Raw genomic sequence first — 18,232 nt, 5'->3', positions numbered from 1 at the left:
CACTCAGTTTGCGCTTGGAACGGCCCGCCAAGTCTTCATGGAGGCAGAAATGGAGCCGCCCGCAAGCGCGCGCCAACGGTCAAGCGCTAAGGCTGAATTCGCGCCGTATCGGACGTCCGGCGGCGTAATGGTGGGCTCCAGCGTTCGACTGGCCCTGGCTGAATCGAATTTGGGCCAGCGCCTGTAGACATCGCGGTGGCAATGAAACAATCTTCACTGCGGGAACATAAGCGCCTCGAAGAAGGCGCCTACCTTCGGGTGCGCATGAAGAATCGCTGGACCTTGTACGATCCACGCCTGGCCTGGATGCTGGTTGCACCGGTGCTTCTGCTGCTGATCTTCTTCCTGGTGCTGCCGATCGCGGTGATGGCGGCCTACACGTTCTTCACCTTCGTCACCGCCGGCGTCGAAAGCAGCGCGCTGACCACCGCCAACTGGCAGGAATTCTTCACCGACAGCTATTATTCCGGCTTCCTTCTGAAGACGCTGAGGGTCGGTGCGATCACCGCGCTGCTGTGCGGGGTGCTCGGCTATTTCCCGGCCTATTTCATCTGGGCGACGAGCTTCAGGCATAAGTGGCTGCTCTTGCTCCTGCTCATCGTGCCGTTCTGGATCAGCTTCACCATCCGCACCTTTTCCTGGATCAACATCCTGGGCGAACAGGGCGTCATCAACGTGGCGCTGCTCAAGATGGGCATCATCAGCGAGCCGCTGCCGATGCTCTACAACGAGGGCGCGGTGATCCTGGGGCTGCTGCACTTCCTCCTGCCCTACATGATCCTCAACGTCTATGTGAGCCTCGAGGGCATCGACCGCACGCTGATCTCCGCGGCCCGCTCGATGGGCTGCACCAGCGCGCAGGCATTCCGCGAGGTGACCTTGCCTCTCTCCCTGCCGGGGCTGGCGGCGGGGCTGCTGCTCTGCTTCGTGCTGGCGGCCGGCAGCTATGTGACGCCGCAGCTCCTCGGCTCCGGCCGCGACGCTCTGTTCGGCAACCTGATCTACGATACGATCATGGGCGAATTGAACTGGCCGATGGGCGCCACGCTGTCCATCGTGCTGTTCCTAGTGCTCGGCTTCTTCGCCGCCATCTACACCCGTTACATGGGCATGTCGCAGATCGTGAAGGGCCTTGGTGGATGATGGGATTGGGCGGATGAAGGCTGGACGACCGAACAAGGAAGGCAAATGGGCCTGGCGGCTGACCGGTTTCGTCACGCTCTTAGTCTACATCTTCATGTTCGCGCCGATCGCGGCGACCGTCATCCTGTCGTTCAACGCCTCGATGTTCGGCGGCTTTCCGATGACCGGCTTTTCGCTGCAATGGTACGCCAAGCTTATGAACAATGACGCGGTGCTGACCGCCTTCCGCACCTCGCTGTGGATCGCGCTCGTCACGGCGATAGCCACCACGGCGATCGGCGTCGCCACGGCCTTCGCGCTGGTGCGCTTCGACTTCCGCGGCAAGCAGGCGCTGAGCACGCTGGTGATCCTGCCGGCGCTGGTGCCGGAAACCATCCTGGGCGTCGGCCTCTTGGTGCTGATCAAGGCGATCGACCAGCCGCGCACCATGCTGCTTCTCGTCCTCGGCCATATCCTGTTAGCCGTGCCTTATGTGGTGCTGATCGCGCAGGCGCGCATGGTGGGCATAAGGCGGGTCTATGAGGAGGCGGCGCTGTCGCTTGGCGCCTCGCGCTTTTCGTCCTTCCGCGAGATCACGCTGCCGCTGCTCATCCCGGCGGTCGTCGGCGGCGCGCTGCTCGCCTTCACCATCTCGTTCGACAACACCTCGGCCAGCCTGTTCTGGCGGCCGGCGGGTGTCGAGACCATGCCCACCCAGATCCTTTCCATGCTCAAGATTTCGATCAGCCCGGAGATCAACGCGCTCGGCACCGTGATGATCCTGGTGACCGTCGGCATCCCGTTGATCGGCGGCGTGATCCTGCAGAGCCTGACCAAGTTGAAGAGACGCGGCGAACCAAAGGAGGAAGCACGATGAAACTGACGACTACCAAGCGGCTGGAACGGCTGCACGACCGGTATGCCAACGGCGATCTGAGCCGCCGCACTTTCCTGACGCTGACGGCGGCGGCCGCCGCATCGGCGGGCCTTTCCATGCCGTGGATGGGCCGGGCGCTCGCCGCAGTCGAAGAAGTCCGCTTCGACGGCTGGGGCGGCACGGTGCAGGACGCGATCGACAAGTTCGCCTTCCAGCCCTACACGGCCAAGACCAAGATCAAAGTGGTGCAGGGCACGTTCGGCGACGAGGACGAGATCATCACCAAGATCAAGACCGCGAAGCCCGGCGACTACCAGGTCATCCACTCCTCGGGCGTCAATTACTACATCAAATATGTCAATGGCGGCCTGACCTCGGAGATCAACGAAGCCAACATTCCCAACATGGTGAATGTGCTGCAGCCGATGATCGAGCCGTTCCGCAAGCTGACACCGAAACTGTCGGCCGTGCCCTACGATTACGGCACCACCGGCATCGCCTACAACACCAAGGTGATCTCGCCGGAGGAAGCGAAGGAAAAGGGCGCGGCACTGCTGCTCGACAAGAAATATGCCGGCAAGGTGGGCGGCTATTCCGACATGACGACGCGCGTCTGGTACGCGGCCCTCGCCACCGGACAGGATCCCAACAATCTCAAGGACATGGACACGATCTGGGCCAAGGTGCGCGAGACGCGCGACCTCGCCAAGAAGTTCTGGAGCTCCGGCGCCGAGCTGATGGACCTGCTCTCCAAGGGCGAGATCGTGGTGACCGACGCGTGGTCGGGCCGCGTCGCGGCACTACAGGATCAGGGCCACCCGATCGGCTATCTCGATCCGGCCGGCTCCTATGCCTGGATGGAGGACATGCTCATCCTGAAAGGCTCGCCGATGGCCGAGTGCGAGGAGCTGATCAACTTCATGCTCGACCCGGCGACTTCGATCGCAGTGGCCGAAGGGCAGAGCTATCCGCCGTCGCTCGACCCGACCAAGGTCAAGCTCACCGACAAGATCGCGAAGCTTCCGGCCTTCGACCCGACGGGCACGATGAAGGCGCTGACCTTCGCCGATCCCGTCTACTGGGCGACCAACGAGGACGCCTGGACCAAGCAGTGGAACAGGATCTCGAAAGGTGCCTGACAGCCAGGACACGCTATCCCATCCCCGGCCGGCCTCGGCCGGGGCGGAAGGTGCGAGCGCGGCCGCCGGGGCGAACAGCCCGGCGGTCGAGTTCCGCAACATCGACATCGCCTATGGCAAGTTCGTTGCCGTGCGCGATTTCTCTTTGTCGATCCGCAAGGGCAGCTTCGTCACGCTGCTTGGCCCTTCGGGCTGTGGCAAGACAACGATCCTGCGCTCCATCGCCGGCCTGGTCGACATCTCGGCCGGCCAGATCATGATCGGCGGCCAGCGCGTCGACGACGTGCCGATCTACAAGCGCAACATCGGCCTTGTCTTCCAGAGCTATGCGCTGTTCCCGCACAAGACCGTGTTCGACAATGTCGCCTTCGGCCTGAAATACCGCAACGTCGCCAAGCCCGAGATCAAGCGCAAAGTGAGCCAGGCGCTCGACATGGTGCGGCTGCCGGGCAGCGAGAAGAAACTGCCCTCGCAATTGTCGGGCGGCCAACAGCAGCGCATCGCGCTGGCGCGCGCCATCGTTTTCGAGCCGCAGGTGCTTCTGCTCGACGAGCCGCTCTCGGCGCTTGACGCGAACATGCGTGAGGAGATGCGCGTCGAGATCAAGAAGATCCAGAAGGAGACGGGCATCACCGCCATCTTCGTCACGCATGACCAGGAAGAAGCGCTCTCCATGTCGGACCGCATCGTGGTGATGAATGCGGGCTCAGCCGAGCAGATCGGCACACCGGAAGAGGTCTATGAGCGGCCGGCCACCGCCTTCGTCGCCGACTTCCTCGGCAAGGCCAACATGCTTTCGGGCACCGTGAGCCGATCCGACGGGCCGATACTTGTCGCCCTGGCCAGCGGCCAGACGGTGAATGTGCAGGCGCCCAAACCTCTGGCGCAAGGCAGTGCCGTCACCGTCGTGGTGCGGCCGCAGAAACTGTCGGTCGGTGGAGCGAGCGCCAACCGGTTGCCTGGCCGGATCGTGTCGGCCTCCTATCTCGGCGGCAGTGCCATCTACGAGGTCGACATAGGCGGCAAGACGAACATCCGGGCCAATGCCGCGATCGACGGCCGCGTTCTGCGCGAAGGCGAAGCAATCGAACTCGGCTTCGACCCGGACGACTGCGTCTTGCTGGATGAGGACGGACGGCGGATTTCCTAAGGTCAGAACGCCTCCGCAAAGCATCGCGGTCACCACGATCTCGGCCCGGTTCCAATCGACGCGCGGCCGGCAAGGCGTCAGTCGCAAACCTCGATTTCCACGGCAATTTCGACGCCCGTTCCAACGCTGGCTCCCCCGCCTATAAGTCACAGGTCATCCCATCGACGACGCGAACGGTCGCGCCGCAAAGGATGGAGACGACGATGACGAGTTTGGAACGCACCGCGAATGAAACCAGCCGATCGGGCGGCGGCCCGATCGACTTTGCCATCCGCGCCCTCAGGCTTTTCTACCGCGCGATGAGGATGCGCAGCGACCGCGCCGCCATGCAGGCCATGCCCGATTACCTGCTCAAGGACATGGGTATCGCCCGTTCGGAAATCGACCATTACACCTCGATGCGCTACGCGGCGTCCGACACCGACCGGATGGATATCGGCAACGTCAGATGACCGCCCAGGGCGGGGCATGGCCAGGCCGTCGACAGGCGCCGTGCGCTTCCCAACGCCCGGTTTTTATCGCTTCGGCGCATTCGGTTCCGGCGTGGGCCATACCGTTTCAAACGATACGTCAAACACCAATTTCCACGGTAGGCGTATGAAAAATTCCACGGTCGCACCCACTCTCGCTCACACGCTGCGTCGGCAAACAGAGGCCGTCACGGCAACCAAGCCGCAAACGAACCTTTTGGAGATGAAGATGCAACCCAACACCAAACCTGCACGGCTTCCGCTCAATGGCGTCGACACGCCGAACCTGATGGCGACGATCAATTTCGTCGCCGGGCAGCCGGAACTGGCGAAGTTCCAGTTCCGCGCCCACAATGAGTGGATCGAGGGCACGCACAGCAAGACTGTCATGAATGGCTTCTTCGGCGCGGGCAACGAGCAGAAGCACGAGAAGCCGCATTATGCCGATGCCGACCACCCGGCGATCCTGTGCGGCGCCGACAATGCGCCGACCCCGGTCGAGTGGCTGCTGCACGGGCTGGCGGGCTGCCTGATGGCGGGCGTCGCCAATATCGCCGCCGCGCGCGGCATCAAGCTCAGCAAGGTGAAGTGCTCGGTTGACGGCGACATCGACCTGCGCGGCATCCTCGGCATTTCCGACGAGGTCCGCAACGGCTTCCAGAACATCCAAGTGTCGTTCGAGATCGAAGGCGATGCGCCGGCCGAGAAGCTCAAGCAACTGGTCGAGCAGTCGCGCGCCCGTTCGGCGGTCTTCGACGTGCTGACCAAGGGGGTGCCGGTCACCGTCGGCATCAAGACCATCCAGTAAGCCCGCGGGCGGCCCGGAGCCGATCCGGGCCGCCTCCCCTCCTACCACCGGAATGAACCATGAGACGCGCGGACGTCGTCATCATCGGCGCGGGCCAGGCCGGCCTTGCACTCAGCCATTGCCTGGGCCAGGCCGGCATCGACCATGCCGTGCTGGAGCGCGGCCGCATCGGCGAGCGCTGGCGCTCGCAGAGCTGGCGTTCGCTTCGACTGCTCACGCCGAACTGGCTGAATGCGCTCCCCGGCTCGCCCTATAAGGGCGGCGACCCCGACGGCTTCATGAGCAAAGCGGCTTTCGTGGAAAGCCTGGAGCGCTACGCCTGGCATTGGCATGCGCCCGTCGAGACCAATGTCGAGGTTCTCGCCGCCAAGCGGACCAGCGACGGCTTCGCCTTGCGCACCGGCGCCGGCGACTGGTCGGCACGCGCGGTCGTCGTCGCGACGGGACATTGCGACCGGCCGGTCATCCCTTTTTCGAGAGAGACGCTTCGCGAACCGCTCAGCATCCACGCTTCGGACTATCGCTCGCCTGGCGAGCTGCCGGGTGGCGGCGTGCTGGTCGTCGGCGCCTCGTCCTCCGGCGTGCAGATCGCCGACGAGCTCGCCCGCGCCGGGCGGCGCGTGGTGCTTTCGGTCGGCAAGCATACTCGCCTGCCCAGGACATGGCGCGGCCAGGATATCTTCTTCTGGCTCTGCGCAATGGGCCTGATGGCGCAGCGCCTGGAAGACCTGGCCAATCCCGAAGGCGCCCGGAGCCAGCCATCGCTGCAGCTCGCGGGCCGACCGGACAGGGCCGATGTCGATCTCGCCACGCTGCAGGCGCTCGGCGTGGAGTTGACCGGGCGGGTGCAGGGCGCCAGCGACCGCGCGATAGCCTTCGCCGGCGATCTCGGCCAGCACATCGCGGCGGCCGATGCGAAGCAGACGCGCCTGCTCGACCAAATCGACCGCTTCGCCGGCGCCACGACACCATACCGGCCCGAGCGAGTGGCGCTGCCATCGGCCGCGAGCGAGCGGCTGTCGCTGACCGACGGATCGATCCGCACCATCATCTGGGCGACAGGTTATGCGCGCTCGTTCGGCTGGCTGGAGCCGTTGGCGCTCGGCGCCAATGGCGAGCTTGCGCATCAGGGCGGCATCACCAGCGTGCCCGGCCTCTATGCGCTCGGCTTCCGCTTCCTGCGCAAGCGCGACTCCAACTTCATCGGCGGCGTCGGCGCGGATGCCGAGGCGATCGCCGCGGAAATCTCCCGTCATCTCGATCGTAACGGCCGCAAGGCGGCCTGAGGAACCACGACCATGACAACCAATGCCATTTCCCTTATGGCCTCCCCCAGGCGCGGCCATTACGACGCCATTGTCGTCGGCGCGCGCTGCGCGGGGGCGGCGACCGCGATGCTGCTTGCCCGCGCGGGCCTCAAGGTGCTTGCGATCGACCGAAAGCCCTATGGCTCCGATACGCTGTCGACGCATGCGCTGATGCGGCCAGCGGTGATGCAATTGTGGCGCTGGGGCCTGCTCGAGCCGCTGCTCAAGGCCGGCACGCCGCTGATCGAGACGACGACCTTCCACTACGGCGACAACGAGATCACCATCCCGCTCGCCCCCGGCTCGGAGCTTCCCGGCCTGATCGCGCCGCGGCGCACCGTGCTCGACCGCATCCTGGTCGACGCGGCGCGCAAGGCCGGCGCGGAGATCCTGCACGAAGTGGCCGTCGGCGATCTCTTCGCCGACACGCGCGGCCGGGTGCGCGGCATCGAGATCCGCGCCGCCGGCCGTGCCGCCGTGCGGGTCGGCGCCGATATCGTGGTCGGCGCCGACGGCATCGGCTCGCTGGTGGCAAAATGCGTCGACGCACAGCCCTTGCGACGCGGCGTGGTGTCGGCCGCCCATGTCTATGGCTATGCGCCGGTTGAGCCCGGCGCCGGCTATCACTGGTATTTCCGCGACGGGATCGCGGGCTCCTTCATCCCGACCAATGACGGCCTCGCCTGCATCGTCGCCTCGGTGCCGACGGGCCTGTTCGACCAGCGCTTCCGTCTCGGCCATGCCCGGGCCCGCATGGACGTGCTCGAAGCGCTATCGCCGGTGCTGGCCGCACAAGCGGCCCAGGCGCCAAAGGACGCCCGCCTGCAGGCCTTCCGGGGCGTGCCGGGTTATATCCGCCAGGCGCACGGTCCCGGCTGGGCGCTGGTGGGTGACGCGGGTTTCTTCCGCGACCCGATCACCTCGCACGGCATTTCCGATGCGCTGCGCGATGCCGAGAGCCTGGAGCGCGCCATCCTCGACGGTTCGGAGGCGGCATTCGCGGTCTGGCAGCGGCAGCGCGACATGATCGCCAACCAGATCCTCGACACCACGGACGCCGTCGCCGGCTTCGACTGGACGCTCGACGATATCGGCGAGCGGCATCGCCGCTTCAGCGCCGTCCTCAAGGCCGAAGTGCAGGCGCTGGCCGGGCAACCCATGCCGACCCGCCGTGCCCACTCCCCGGCATCGCGGTCGAGAACCCACCGGGCGCCGGCCAATCAGGACGAGCCGCCGGCCTCGGTCGGCCAGACCCTCAATCGCAACCGAACCGGAGCAAGACGATGACTGTGCATGTGATGAAGGACGGCTGGGTCGGCGTCATCAAAGGGCGGCCAAAGGTGGGCGCCTATGCCGAACGCTCGCGGCGCACGCAGCCTCAGGATATAGACGCCTTCGCCGAGATGACCGGCGACCGCAACCCGCTGCATTACGACAAGGCGCTGGCCGAGGCCTCGGTGTTCGGCAAGCTCATCGTGCAGGGCGGCGTCACCTCCGGCATCTTGAACGCGGTGGTGGCGGAGGACCTGCCCGGCCCCGGCTCGGTGTTCCTCGAAGTGTCGTGGAGATTCGTCAAGGCAGTCGGCGTCGGCGAACTGATCACCGGCCGCGTCGAGGTCAAGGAGGTGCGGGCCGACAAGCCGATCACCAAGCTGGAGACATCGGTGCGCAATGAAGCCGGCGAACTTTGCCTCACCGGCACCGCGACGGTGTTCACCGTGCCTTTGGCCAAGGGCTGAGAGCTCTTCGACGCCCCGTCACGCGCCCGCCGTCTCGGCGATGAAGGCACGGACGTGGTCGATGAACTCCTCGAAGGCGGGCTCGCCTTCGAGCAGGATGTGGTTCTGGCTTTCGAGCTCGATGAAGCGGGCGCCCGGAATGCCGGCGGCCATCGTGCGGCCCGACTCCACCGGCGCCACGTTATCGTCCCGCGCGTGCAGCACCAGCGTCGGCACGCGCACCTTCTCCAGCAAGTCGCTGACATCGATCACCGAAGAGGCGCTCTGCAGCCGCCAGGCATCATCGGGCGAGACGGTGCGCAGCATCAGATCATCCATCCAGGCGAAATGCTCGTGCGTGGCGCCGGGGATGAACATCGAGCAGAAGGCCTGACGGAACATCGGGTTCGGCTTGCCCCAGTTCTCGCGCATCAGGGTCGCGGCGGCCTCGCGCATCGCGATCTCGCCGGCGTCGCCGCGCGCCCGCCAGCCTTTGACGTAGCCGCCATAGAGGATCATGGCCGACACTTTCTCGGGGTGGCGGATGGCATAGGCGATCGAAACTGCGCAGCTCTGCGACAGGCCGAGCAAGGTGAAGCGGTCGAGCCCTGCCGCCTCGACAACGCATTCGAGGTCCGACACCATCGTCTCGAACGAGATGTCGACGACGTGCCGCTGCGACAGGCCGTTGCAGCGCTGGTCATAGCGCACCAGCCGGTTATGGCGCGACAGTTCCCGCATCCAGTGCCGCCAGATCGGGCTGTCCCAGTCGAAGGTGAGATGCGACATCCAGTGGGCAGCGCGCAGGATCGCCGGGCCGCCGCCGGTGCTGGCATAGGCGAGCCTGGTGCCGTCGAGAGCCCGGCAGAATTGCACGGCGCGGCCGGGATCCTGCGCCGACGCCGCCGGTTTCGACGGTCCCTGCGCCGGTCGCGCGGCGCCGGACCGGGGCGCGCGGCTCGTGGCTTGAGCGGCGGCAGACCGGACCTGGCCCTCCAGCGCCTGGATCTCGGCGGCGAGGCTGGCGTCGTCGGGAACGAGGCGGCGCAGGCGCTGCGCAAGCGGCAGCGCCCGCCGGGGCTGATCCGCCAGGCGCTCGACCAGCTCGCGCAGGATGCCGAGTTCGACGATCTCCACTTCGCTGGCGATCGCCTGCCGCCAGGACTCGTATTCGAAGCATCGTTCGAGCGAGAGATCGGCGAGAAAGCCGCCGCGCATCGAGGCAAGGACGGCTTCGAGCTCCTCGGTCGGGCGGGACGACAGGTCGGCCTTCACCAGTGGCGCCAGCCGCGCATAGTCCGTGTCGAGGTTGAGCGTCACGGCGTTGCGATCGGCGACAAGCGAGGATTCGCCGCCGTCCAGCACCTGGCGGATCTTGGAGAGGCTCCAGCGCAAGGCGCCGCGCGGATCGTCGGGGATGTCCCAAAATATCTCGCACAACCGCTCGCGCTGGTGCTGCCTGCCGGTGACGGCGAGGTAGGCGAGCAGCGCTCGCGTCTTGCGCGACGGCGGCAAGTCGAGCGGCTTGCCGTCGCGCGTCACCTGGAAATCGCCAAGCACGCGCAGTTGAAGCATGTGCCGACCGCCGTTCATGCGTTCTCGCGCTTGTCGATCGCCATGATCCCCCTTCGGCCTTGGCCGGCGCTGCGAAGGGGCAGCCAATAGCAAAAATGGCTAATTTAGGAAAGCGTGGCGCACGGCATCCAGGGCGCGTGGACCTGAAATGACGCTGTTTGCCGTTCCTCACGTTCTTGACGGAAGCGCTCGCGGCTTGATTGCTGTCGCCAGCACGACCCCGACCACAATGAACGCCGCGCCGCCGAGATCGTAGTCGTGCAGGCTCTCGCCGAGCAGGAGATAGGCGAGAATGGCGACGAACAAGGTCTGCAGGTAGAGCAGCATGCTTGCCCGGCTGGCGCCCAGCGTCTCGACGCTTTTGTTGTAGAGATAATACATCAGCGCGCCGCCGGGGCCGGCCAGGTAAGCGAGCGCCAGCAGGCCGTGGGCATTGAGGGTCGAGCGCTCGTCGTTGACGATTTCCCAGAGATGGAACGGCAGTGCCACCAGCGCGCCTGCGCCGAGCAGGAGCACGACCAGCGGCAGGAGTTCGAGGCCGAATTTGGAACGGCGCAGCAGCACCGTGTAGAGCGCCCAGCAGAAGGCGCTGCCGACGATCCACAACTCGCCGAGATTGAAGCGCAGTTGCACCAGCGCGTCCAGCTTGCCATGGGCGACGATCACCAGCATGCCGGCCAGTGCCGCAACCGCGCCGAGCGCCTTCCACAGGCCGAGCGGCTCGCCGAGCACGAGGCGCGCGAGCACCATCGTCATGATCGGCGACATCGCCATGATGATGCCGGCCGTGGTCGCGTCGGTGTCGTTCAAGCCATGGTAGATCATGCCCTGGCAAAACGTCAGGCCGATCGCGCCGACGGCGATGATCTCAAAAGGCCGGGATTTGAGGAGCGTCAGCATGGCGCTGTGATGGCGGTGCACGATCGGCAACAGGATGGCGCAGGCCAGCAGGAGCCGCCAGAAGCACAACCCCCAGGGCGGCATTTCCGGCGCCACCCATTTGGCCGCGATATAGACGCCGGCCGAAAGCAGCCAGCACAAGAGGGCGGTCGGATAACCGCCTAGCGAAGGTATCGAGATCGCGGCAGGTTGCTCCGCCGGATGCGCTATCGGTATCGCCTGCATCGCATGCCCCCGTTCGATGAACGCCAGCCCAGACGCAAGCGTCAGTCTACCTCATCCCGAGGTTGTTACATATGGCCGGCGATGGAGGGCCACCGTCCAAAGATCAGTGCGACTTGTCGCCGGCCGGATGCAGACGATCCCAGGCCGAGCCGACGCGGCCGTTGAACTGCGATGCAAAACGTTCGGCTTCGATGTCTTCGAGGCCGTCGTCGACAAGAGCCTCGATGCTTCGGCGCAGCAGGGCGAGTTGCATCTGCCGCGCATGGCTCCTGTCGGTTTCGCGCATGATGGCCGTGACGTGATAGGCCACGACCGGCTGGCCAAGACAGGAGAGAAGCGCTCCCGACCCCGCCGTCGCCGCAGTGACTGCTTCCTCGATGTTCATTCCGGCGCTCCTCATCAAAGATGCTGGGCGCCTCCCCGGCAGATGGCGGCAATAGCGCCGCTCTTTTCTAATCCCGGCGTCGCGAGACCATCGCGCGGCCAAAATCAGTATCCTCCAGAACCCTATTAAAGGCGACCGGATAGTTAATCGATGGTTAACACGAACGGTCGCATCTTAGACGTTCAGCCTCGTCAAAACGCATCAGTCAGTGACCCAGGACATTGCGCTCGGCCGATGGCGCCAGGCTCTGTGAGCCGGGCACCGAGACCGGCGCGCCGTGAAGCACCCAGTCGGCGGCGATCTGGCCGATCACCGGGGCGAGCTGGATGCCGTAGCCGCCGGCGCCCGCGGCCGTGACCAGCGCCGGCTCCGAGGCATCGACAGGCCCGACGAAGGGGCGATGGTCGGCCGTGACGGGATAAAGGCCCGCCCAACCCCGGCCGAGCCGGGCGCCCGGCAGGTCGGGCACACGTTCCAGAAGCAGCTCCGCCAGATCGACCTTCGACTGCTCCTCGCACTGGTCGTTGTAATTGTCGGGATCTTCCGGCGCGATGGAGTTCACCTTGTGTATCTCGGCGATCAGCTCGCCCGGCTTTTCGTGGCGGAAGTTGAGGCCGCTGCCCTCGCCGTTCACCAGATCCATCACCATCGGCATGGTGTAGCCGAGCGGCTCGTCGAGATGGATGACGACGGCCTCATGGCGCTCGGGCCAGATGTGCAGGCGCTGGCCGAAAAGCGCGGCGACCTGCGGCGCCCAGGCGCCGCCCGCATTGACCACGACATCGCAATCGACCGGGTCGCCATTGGTTTCCAGCCTGTAGCCGCCTGGCCGCCGTTTCACGCCGAGCAGCTTGCGGTACTGGCGGATCTCGCCGCCCTTGGCGCGGACGATGCCGGCCAGGAAATTGCACATCTCGTGCGGGTCGAGAAAGCCGTTGTCGGGCCCGAACAATCCGCCTTCGAGGCCGTCGGGATTGATGTGCGGCACAAGATCCCTGAGTTCGCCGGCGCGGACCAGGCGCGACCTCAGCCCCGCCTCGGCCTGGATCTCGACCGATCTCGCGAACAGCTCCATCTGCGCGGGCGTACGGGCCAGCCGCAGATAGCCGATATGGTTGAAGCGAAGCCCCTCGCCCTCCCACTGGCGGAACCGGCACAGCGAATGGACGCGCAGCAGGATCTCGAACGGGTCGGTCAGTTGCGATCCGACGACGCCGACGGACCGGCCGCTCGACCCCGAAGCGATCGACTGGGCTTCGAGCACGGTGACACGCGCGCCCTGTTCGACGAGATTGAGCGCCGTGCACATGCCCAGCGTGCCAGCGCCGATCACCACGACATGAGGAGAAGCTGTCATCTGTGGCCCGCTTTCAGGACTGCGCGGCGATGTCGCCCAGGGTCTGGTCGATGGCTTGAAGGATGGCGCCGGCATCCGCCTCTGTCATCGGCGTCGACAGCGCGAACAGGCCGTAGCTGGCGGAGAGCACGCCACGGCCAAGCAAACCCTTGTGGAAGGCCTCGAACTTCGCGCGCTCGGCCTGACCCGGATAGACGGACCGGTAGTCCGTGACCGGATGCGACGTGAAATGAACCTTGAACAGCGAGCCGAGGCCGACGCATTGGCCGGCAAGCCCATGCTTTTCGAATGAGGCCGTGATCCCGTCGCGCAGGAACGCGCCCAGACGATCGAGATGAGCAAAGCTCTCTTCCGTCAGCGCCCGCATAGAGGCAAGGCCGGCGCGCATGGTGACCGGATTGGCGGTGAAGGTGCCGCCATGCGGAAGCGCCGGCTTGCCCTGGGTCGGGTCGAACACCGCCATGACATCGGCGCGCCCGCCCACGGCGCCCACAGGGAAGCCGCCGCCGATGATTTTTCCAAGCGCCGTCAGGTCCGGCTCGATGCCCCACAGGCCTTGCGCGCCGGACCATCCGAGCCGAAACGAGATGACCTCGTCGAAAATCACCAGCGCGCCCGCCGCATGGGCGATCTCGACCATGGCCTGAAGATAGTCACGACGCGCCGGGATGAGACCGGCACGGTTGGGCATCGGATCGATCAGCACGGCCGCGATAGTCTCGCCCTCGGCGGCGAAGACGGCGCGCAACGCCTCGGTGTCGTTGAAGGGCACGGCGATCACGTCCTCCAGCACGCCGCGCGGCGTGCCCTTGGCATAGGGCGTCGACCTCGGCAGGTCGCCCCAATTGGCTGGCGAGGAATCCAGGCTGACCTCGGCGAAATCGTAGGAGCCGTGATAGGCGCCCTCGATCTTGACGATCTTCGGCCGCAAGGTGAAGGCGCGCGCGGCCTTGATCGCCATCATCACGCCCTCGGTGCCGGAGTTGGTGAAGCGGATCTGGTCGACCGAGGGCAGCCGCTCGACCAGCAATTCGGCAAGCTCGATCTCGCTCGGCGTCGGGGCGCCGAAGGCGGTGCCGAGCGGCAGCTGGCCGGCCACGGACGCGGTGACGTCCGGATGCGCGTGGCCATGGATCATCGCGGTGAAATTGTTGATGCAGTCGTAATAGGCGTTGCCGTCGACATCCCAGACCCTGCAGCCCTCGCCGCGCGCGGCATAGATCGGGAACGGATCGACAAAGACCGTGGTGCGCGTGTTGCCGCCCGGCATCACCTTCCTGGCGCGCTCGAACAGGGCTTTCGATCCGGGCATGGCGTCGGGATAATGCGGCATGGCTCTCCGAGGCGACTTCGACCGTTGAAACGGCGGCGTAACCGCCGCGCTTCACGAAGCTACGGTTGGCTTCCACGCCGGCGCAATCGGCCAGGCCGGGCATGCGACTCGACCAGGGTCGCGACGGATCCGCATCATTTCGCGGCGGCAGCAACCGCGCGGTTCGGGTGCCTAAGATGGGTCGGCGTGATGCCGGTCTGCTGACGGAAGACGCGGCTGAAATGGCCGGCATTGGGGAACCCGCAGCGATAGGCGATCTCCCCGATGGCGAGGTCGCTGCCCTCCAGCAGCGACTTCGCGTAATGGATACGCAGCGCCAGATAGGCTGCCATCGGGCCGATGCCGAGCTCGGCGCCAAACAGGCGCTCGAGCTGGCGGCGCGAGCAGTTCAACCTGGCGGCGATCTCGGCGACCGAGAGCGTCTCCTGCAAATTGCTTTCCATCAGGAGCAGCGCCCGCTTCACCGCGCGGCTGGCGGCCGCGGGAAAAAGATCGCCGACCGGCTGCACGTCGCGGCTGGAGCGGATGCGGTCGAGCACCAGAATCTTGGCCGCCTTCTCCGCCGCCTTCTGGCCGATGAATTGCGAGACGAAATAGCCGGCGAGGTCGGCGGCACCCGTGCCGCCGGCGCAGGTGGCGCGGCCCCTGTCGACGGAATAGAGGCTGTCGGCATGCGCGCTCACATCCGGGAACTCAGCACGGAAATCCTTGATGTGGAACCAGCTCACGGCGGCGCTATAGCCGTCGAGCAACCCGTAGCGCGCCAAGACGAAGCTGCCGGTGCAGAGCGCGGTGAGCGGCACGCCCTTTTCGGCGGCGCGCATCAGGAACGCCTCCTTTTCCGAACTCAGCCTGCGGCTGGTGTCGAGCAGGCCGCCGACCACCACCACATTGTCGAAATCCTCCGGATTGCCGATCGCCTTCGTCGGCAGCAATTCGACGCCGCAGCTTGCGCGGATCGGCAGGCCGCGCTCCCCGACGATCTCCCAGTCGAACTCGACCCGGCGGCTGCGGTCGCCCTCGTCCCCGGCGAGCCTCAGCGTGTCGATGAACAGAGACAGCGGCGAGAGCGTGAAATCGCGCACCAGCAGAAATGCGAACTTCTTGGCCATCTACTTCCGGGATCGTCCATCGTTCGACCGCAGCTTATGCGGAAATCCTTGCTGCGAGCCCTCTGAATACGACGTGCATGAGGTCGCAACCCAATTCAGCCGTGAGCCGCGGTTTAGCGTCGCTCCGCGGCGCGGCTCACCCACGTGATGATGAAGCGCCCCAGGACAATCCCCGCGACACCCGCCGCGGCCTTGAGCAGGCCATCGACAACCCGCGCGTGCCGGCCAGGGTCGAACAGCTGCAGGAATTCGAGAATGCCGGCCACCGCGCAAACGAACAGCACCGTCTGCATCACCCGGGAGGGGAACCCGAGCGCCAGGGCAGCCCCGAGCAGGATGTAAGCCAAAGCGCGTTCCACATTGGCGTCGCCCAGATGCGGCCGGAGCTGGATTGGCGACAGCGTTGCGAAGGTGATGAGAGCCAGCAGGGCGAACGCGGCGAGACGGGACATGGAGGTCATGCCCGCTCTTACAGGCCGCTGGCCGTGATAACAATATTGCCGGCGCCAGCCGTGGATCGGTTCCGCGCGAGGGCCCGCAGCCGGCCTGCTCCGCAGTCAGGCCCGAGCTTCCTTGAACGGCGCGCGCGGCCGGTGCATGCTTGCCCGCGCTTCGGTGACCGCCTGGAGCCGCGACCCTCGGACGAAACCAGCGGAGCCATCGGGCGATGACGACCATCCATCAATTCGCCGTGTCGGAGGGGCAGGAATGGGTGCTGCCGGCCGATGACGACGCTTACGAGGAATTTTTCAGCCTCGACGGACGATCGCTGGAGGGCTGGGAGCCGCCGGTGATGCGGCGCGTCGAGGAAGGCGAACGGCTCTATTCCGACTTCCCGTGGCTCGGCGAGCACGCGCCGCTGTTGCGGCGGCCGGCCGTCGATGCGCTCGCCGTGGCGCTCGGCCCCTATGGCGAGCTCGTCGCGCTGCGCGGCGAGGAGGTCTGGCTGCTCAATGTCACCAATGTGATCGACGCGCTGGACGAGGCGCACTCGCAAATCGTGCGGTTCGACGACGGCGGCATCCTGGCGATCGAGCGATACGCCTTCGACGCCAAGAAGATCGGCACGGCGGAGGTGTTCAAGCTGCCGATGCGGGCTTCCCCCGTCTTCGTCAATGACGTGTTCGTCGAGCGGGTGCGCAAGGCCGGGTTGCGGAACGTATCGTTCGAGCCGGTATGGAGTTCGAACGAATAACAGTTTTGTGGCTTGCGGCAGCGACAGCAAACCACCAACGCCGGCGCCGCCCCTCATCCGCCCTTCGGGCGCCTTCTGCCCCATGCCATGTCGCCCTGGCCTGCCCTCTGGGCGCATCTGGAACAGGGCTCTGGCCCAACCCGGACATGCACGAACGGGATGGCCATTATAACCAGAGGCTTTATAACGGTCGCTGACAAAGCGATCACCAAGGGGAGACGATGCGTTACATACGTCCGCTTTCAATCGAAGATGCCGTTGGCGAGCTCGCCAAGGCAGTAGGACCGGCCGCCATCCTGGCCGGGGGCAGCGACCTTTTGGTCAGGATGAAGGGCGGCTTCATCGAGCCCGAGCTGATCGTCGACATCAAGCGCATAGGCGGCCTGAGCGACGTCACTGAAACGGCCGAAGGCTTCCGCATCGGCGCCGCCGTACCCTGCGCGGTGCTGGGCGAGAACAAGGCGCTCCGCAAGGCGTGGCCGGGCGTGGTCGAGGCGGCCAATTTGATCGGCTCCAAGCAGGTGCAGGGCCGCTGTACCATCACCGGCAATCTGTGCAACGCCTCGCCCGCCGCCGACAGCGTGCCGGCGCTGGTGGCGGCCGGGGCCAAGGCGGTGGTCGCCGGGCCTTCTGGCAAGCGCACCATTGCCGTGGAAACTGTGCCGACCGGGCCGGGCCGCACCTCGCTCGCCAAGGGCGAGATCATCGAGGCGATCCTGCTCGACAAGCGGCCCGACCATGCGGGCGACGCCTATCTGCGCTTCATTCCGCGCACCGAGATGGACATCGCGGTGGTGAGCGCCGGCGTGAACCTGACGCTGGATGATCACGGCGCGATCAAGACCGCGCGCGTGGCGCTGGGCGCCGCGGCGCCCACGGTGCTTCTGGTCGAGGAAGCGGGGCAGGTGCTGGTCGGCTCCAAGCTCGACGAAGCGACGCTGGAGCGGCTGGCCAAGATCTGCTCCGGCGCCTGCCGGCCGATCGACGACAAGCGCGGAACCATCGAATTCAGACGGAAAGTGGCGGGCGTGCTGGCAAGGCGCGTCGCGGCAATCGCCTACAAGCGTGCGGGAGGCAAATAATGGCCGGTGTAGCTGTATCAACCACGATCAACGGCGACGCCGTCGAATATCTGTGCCAGCCCGACGAGACGCTGCTGGAAGTGCTGCGCGACCGTCTCGGCCTGACCGGCGCCAAGGAAGGCTGCGGCACCGGCGACTGCGGCGCCTGCAGCGTCATCGTCGATGGCCGCCTGGTCTGCTCCTGCCTGGTGCTGGGCGCGGAAGCCGAAGGCCGTGAGGTCGAGACCATCGAAGGCATGGCGCATGGCGACCAGTTGCACCCGCTGCAGCAGAAATTCCTGGAGCACGCGGCCTTGCAATGCGGCATCTGCACGCCAGGTTTCCTGATTGCGGCCAAGGACCTTCTGGCGAAGAACCCCTCGCCCACCGAGGAGGAAATCCGCTTCGGGCTCGCGGGCAATCTGTGCCGCTGCACCGGCTATGACAAGATCGTGCGCGCCGTCCAGGACGCTGCCAACGTGATGAAGGGAGCCTGAT

General features: G+C 65.9%; 19 protein-coding genes. 12 read left to right on the top strand and 7 right to left on the bottom strand.

Features of this window, described 5'->3' with window-relative positions; all coding sequences use genetic code 11:
- Positions 1–264 precede the first annotated feature (264 nt).
- From MJ8_RS12635 to MJ8_RS12595, 9 genes are all read left to right on the top strand, one after another.
- Positions 265–1,143 (top strand): ABC transporter permease, encoded by an 879-nt coding sequence (locus MJ8_RS12635; RefSeq protein WP_201415407.1) that lies wholly within the window; start codon positions 265–267, stop codon positions 1,141–1,143.
- A gap of 13 nt (positions 1,144–1,156) precedes the next feature.
- Positions 1,157–1,999: an ABC transporter permease gene (locus tag MJ8_RS12630; protein WP_201414670.1), complete on the top strand. Its 843-nt coding sequence runs from the start codon at positions 1,157–1,159 to the stop codon at positions 1,997–1,999.
- A complete protein-coding gene (locus tag MJ8_RS12625) occupies positions 1,996–3,138 on the top strand; it encodes an ABC transporter substrate-binding protein (protein WP_201414669.1) in 1,143 nt (380 codons plus the stop codon). Before MJ8_RS12630 ends, MJ8_RS12625 begins: the two co-directional genes overlap by 4 nt.
- Positions 3,131–4,288, top strand: coding sequence for an ABC transporter ATP-binding protein (locus tag MJ8_RS12620; RefSeq protein ID WP_201414668.1), 1,158 nt, complete (start codon positions 3,131–3,133; stop codon positions 4,286–4,288). The genes MJ8_RS12625 and MJ8_RS12620 overlap by 8 nt, the downstream gene beginning before the upstream one ends.
- Positions 4,289–4,491: 203 nt before the next feature.
- Positions 4,492–4,740 (top strand): DUF1127 domain-containing protein, encoded by a 249-nt coding sequence (locus tag MJ8_RS12615; RefSeq protein ID WP_201414667.1) that lies wholly within the window; start codon positions 4,492–4,494, stop codon positions 4,738–4,740.
- 247 nt (positions 4,741–4,987) lie between these two features.
- The gene (locus MJ8_RS12610; protein WP_225248237.1) at positions 4,988–5,566 is read left to right on the top strand and encodes an OsmC family protein; all 579 of its coding nucleotides are present in this window, start codon (positions 4,988–4,990) and stop codon (positions 5,564–5,566) included.
- Between the two features lie 59 nt (positions 5,567–5,625).
- Positions 5,626–6,852 carry a flavin-containing monooxygenase gene (locus tag MJ8_RS12605; protein ID WP_201414665.1) on the top strand — a complete coding sequence of 409 codons (1,227 nt, stop codon included), beginning with the start codon at positions 5,626–5,628 and terminating at the stop codon, positions 6,850–6,852.
- A 12-nt stretch (positions 6,853–6,864) separates the two neighbouring features.
- Positions 6,865–8,160, top strand: coding sequence for an NAD(P)/FAD-dependent oxidoreductase (locus MJ8_RS12600; RefSeq protein WP_201414664.1), 1,296 nt, complete (start codon positions 6,865–6,867; stop codon positions 8,158–8,160).
- The gene (locus MJ8_RS12595) at positions 8,157–8,612 is read left to right on the top strand and encodes a MaoC family dehydratase (RefSeq protein WP_225248236.1); all 456 of its coding nucleotides are present in this window, start codon (positions 8,157–8,159) and stop codon (positions 8,610–8,612) included. Before MJ8_RS12600 ends, MJ8_RS12595 begins: the two co-directional genes overlap by 4 nt.
- 18 nt (positions 8,613–8,630) lie before the next feature.
- Here MJ8_RS12595 and MJ8_RS32305 read toward each other — a convergent pair whose 3' ends face one another.
- From MJ8_RS32305 to MJ8_RS12560, 7 genes are all read right to left on the bottom strand, one after another.
- Entirely contained in the window at positions 8,631–10,166 is a 1,536-nt protein-coding gene (locus tag MJ8_RS32305; protein WP_225248235.1) for an alpha/beta hydrolase, read from the bottom strand.
- Between the two features lie 168 nt (positions 10,167–10,334).
- On the bottom strand, positions 10,335–11,291 hold the full coding sequence (locus MJ8_RS12585) for a DMT family transporter (protein WP_201414663.1): 957 nt from the start codon (positions 11,289–11,291) through the stop codon (positions 10,335–10,337).
- Between the two features lie 103 nt (positions 11,292–11,394).
- A complete protein-coding gene (locus MJ8_RS12580) occupies positions 11,395–11,676 on the bottom strand; it encodes a hypothetical protein (protein WP_225248234.1) in 282 nt (93 codons plus the stop codon).
- A gap of 205 nt (positions 11,677–11,881) precedes the next feature.
- On the bottom strand, positions 11,882–13,033 hold the full coding sequence (locus MJ8_RS12575) for an NAD(P)/FAD-dependent oxidoreductase (protein ID WP_201414661.1): 1,152 nt from the start codon (positions 13,031–13,033) through the stop codon (positions 11,882–11,884).
- A 13-nt stretch (positions 13,034–13,046) separates the two neighbouring features.
- On the bottom strand, positions 13,047–14,366 hold the full coding sequence (locus MJ8_RS12570) for an aspartate aminotransferase family protein (RefSeq protein ID WP_201414660.1): 1,320 nt from the start codon (positions 14,364–14,366) through the stop codon (positions 13,047–13,049).
- 134 nt (positions 14,367–14,500) lie between these two features.
- Positions 14,501–15,478 carry a GlxA family transcriptional regulator gene (locus tag MJ8_RS12565; RefSeq protein ID WP_201414659.1) on the bottom strand — a complete coding sequence of 326 codons (978 nt, stop codon included), beginning with the start codon at positions 15,476–15,478 and terminating at the stop codon, positions 14,501–14,503.
- Between the two features lie 113 nt (positions 15,479–15,591).
- Positions 15,592–15,939, bottom strand: coding sequence for a VanZ family protein (locus MJ8_RS12560; protein WP_201414658.1), 348 nt, complete (start codon positions 15,937–15,939; stop codon positions 15,592–15,594).
- 206 nt (positions 15,940–16,145) lie between these two features.
- Between MJ8_RS12560 and MJ8_RS12555 the strand changes: the two genes are divergently transcribed.
- From MJ8_RS12555 to MJ8_RS12545, 3 genes are all read left to right on the top strand, one after another.
- The gene (locus MJ8_RS12555; RefSeq protein ID WP_201414657.1) at positions 16,146–16,673 is read left to right on the top strand and encodes an imm11 family protein; all 528 of its coding nucleotides are present in this window, start codon (positions 16,146–16,148) and stop codon (positions 16,671–16,673) included.
- Positions 16,674–16,894: 221 nt separating this feature from the next.
- Positions 16,895–17,755 carry an FAD binding domain-containing protein gene (locus MJ8_RS12550; protein ID WP_201414656.1) on the top strand — a complete coding sequence of 287 codons (861 nt, stop codon included), beginning with the start codon at positions 16,895–16,897 and terminating at the stop codon, positions 17,753–17,755.
- Entirely contained in the window at positions 17,755–18,231 is a 477-nt protein-coding gene (locus MJ8_RS12545; RefSeq protein WP_041001557.1) for a (2Fe-2S)-binding protein, read from the top strand. The genes MJ8_RS12550 and MJ8_RS12545 overlap by 1 nt, the downstream gene beginning before the upstream one ends.
- Position 18,232: the final 1 nt, after the last annotated feature.

The sequence above is a fragment of the Mesorhizobium sp. J8 genome (assembly GCF_016591715.1).
Classification (GTDB): Bacteria; Pseudomonadota; Alphaproteobacteria; order Rhizobiales; family Rhizobiaceae; genus Mesorhizobium.
Note: the sequence above shows the minus strand (reverse complement) of the source record. Positions and strands in the feature narration are given on the sequence as shown.

Bases quoted from the DNA above. Each gene is read 5' to 3' on its own strand.
- MJ8_RS12580 (WP_225248234.1), bottom strand. From the start codon at position 11,676: ATGAACATCGAGGAAGCAGTCACTGCGGCGACGGCGGGGTCGGGAGCG.
- MJ8_RS12565 (WP_201414659.1), bottom strand. From the start codon at position 15,478: ATGGCCAAGAAGTTCGCATTTCTGCTGGTGCGCGATTTCACGCTCTCG.
- MJ8_RS12555 (WP_201414657.1), top strand. From the start codon at position 16,146: ATGACGACCATCCATCAATTCGCCGTGTCGGAGGGGCAGGAATGGGTG.
- MJ8_RS12560 (WP_201414658.1), bottom strand. From the start codon at position 15,939: ATGACCTCCATGTCCCGTCTCGCCGCGTTCGCCCTGCTGGCTCTCATC.
- MJ8_RS12605 (WP_201414665.1), top strand. From the start codon at position 5,626: ATGAGACGCGCGGACGTCGTCATCATCGGCGCGGGCCAGGCCGGCCTT.
- MJ8_RS12625 (WP_201414669.1), top strand. From the start codon at position 1,996: ATGAAACTGACGACTACCAAGCGGCTGGAACGGCTGCACGACCGGTAT.
- MJ8_RS12635 (WP_201415407.1), top strand. From the start codon at position 265: ATGAAGAATCGCTGGACCTTGTACGATCCACGCCTGGCCTGGATGCTG.
- MJ8_RS12595 (WP_225248236.1), top strand. From the start codon at position 8,157: ATGACTGTGCATGTGATGAAGGACGGCTGGGTCGGCGTCATCAAAGGG.
- MJ8_RS12545 (WP_041001557.1), top strand. From the start codon at position 17,755: ATGGCCGGTGTAGCTGTATCAACCACGATCAACGGCGACGCCGTCGAA.
- MJ8_RS12570 (WP_201414660.1), bottom strand. From the start codon at position 14,366: ATGCCGCATTATCCCGACGCCATGCCCGGATCGAAAGCCCTGTTCGAG.
- MJ8_RS12575 (WP_201414661.1), bottom strand. From the start codon at position 13,033: ATGACAGCTTCTCCTCATGTCGTGGTGATCGGCGCTGGCACGCTGGGC.
- MJ8_RS12585 (WP_201414663.1), bottom strand. From the start codon at position 11,291: ATGCAGGCGATACCGATAGCGCATCCGGCGGAGCAACCTGCCGCGATC.
- MJ8_RS12615 (WP_201414667.1), top strand. From the start codon at position 4,492: ATGACGAGTTTGGAACGCACCGCGAATGAAACCAGCCGATCGGGCGGC.
- MJ8_RS12600 (WP_201414664.1), top strand. From the start codon at position 6,865: ATGACAACCAATGCCATTTCCCTTATGGCCTCCCCCAGGCGCGGCCAT.
- MJ8_RS12630 (WP_201414670.1), top strand. From the start codon at position 1,157: ATGAAGGCTGGACGACCGAACAAGGAAGGCAAATGGGCCTGGCGGCTG.
- MJ8_RS32305 (WP_225248235.1), bottom strand. From the start codon at position 10,166: ATGCTTCAACTGCGCGTGCTTGGCGATTTCCAGGTGACGCGCGACGGC.
- MJ8_RS12610 (WP_225248237.1), top strand. From the start codon at position 4,988: ATGCAACCCAACACCAAACCTGCACGGCTTCCGCTCAATGGCGTCGAC.
- MJ8_RS12550 (WP_201414656.1), top strand. From the start codon at position 16,895: ATGCGTTACATACGTCCGCTTTCAATCGAAGATGCCGTTGGCGAGCTC.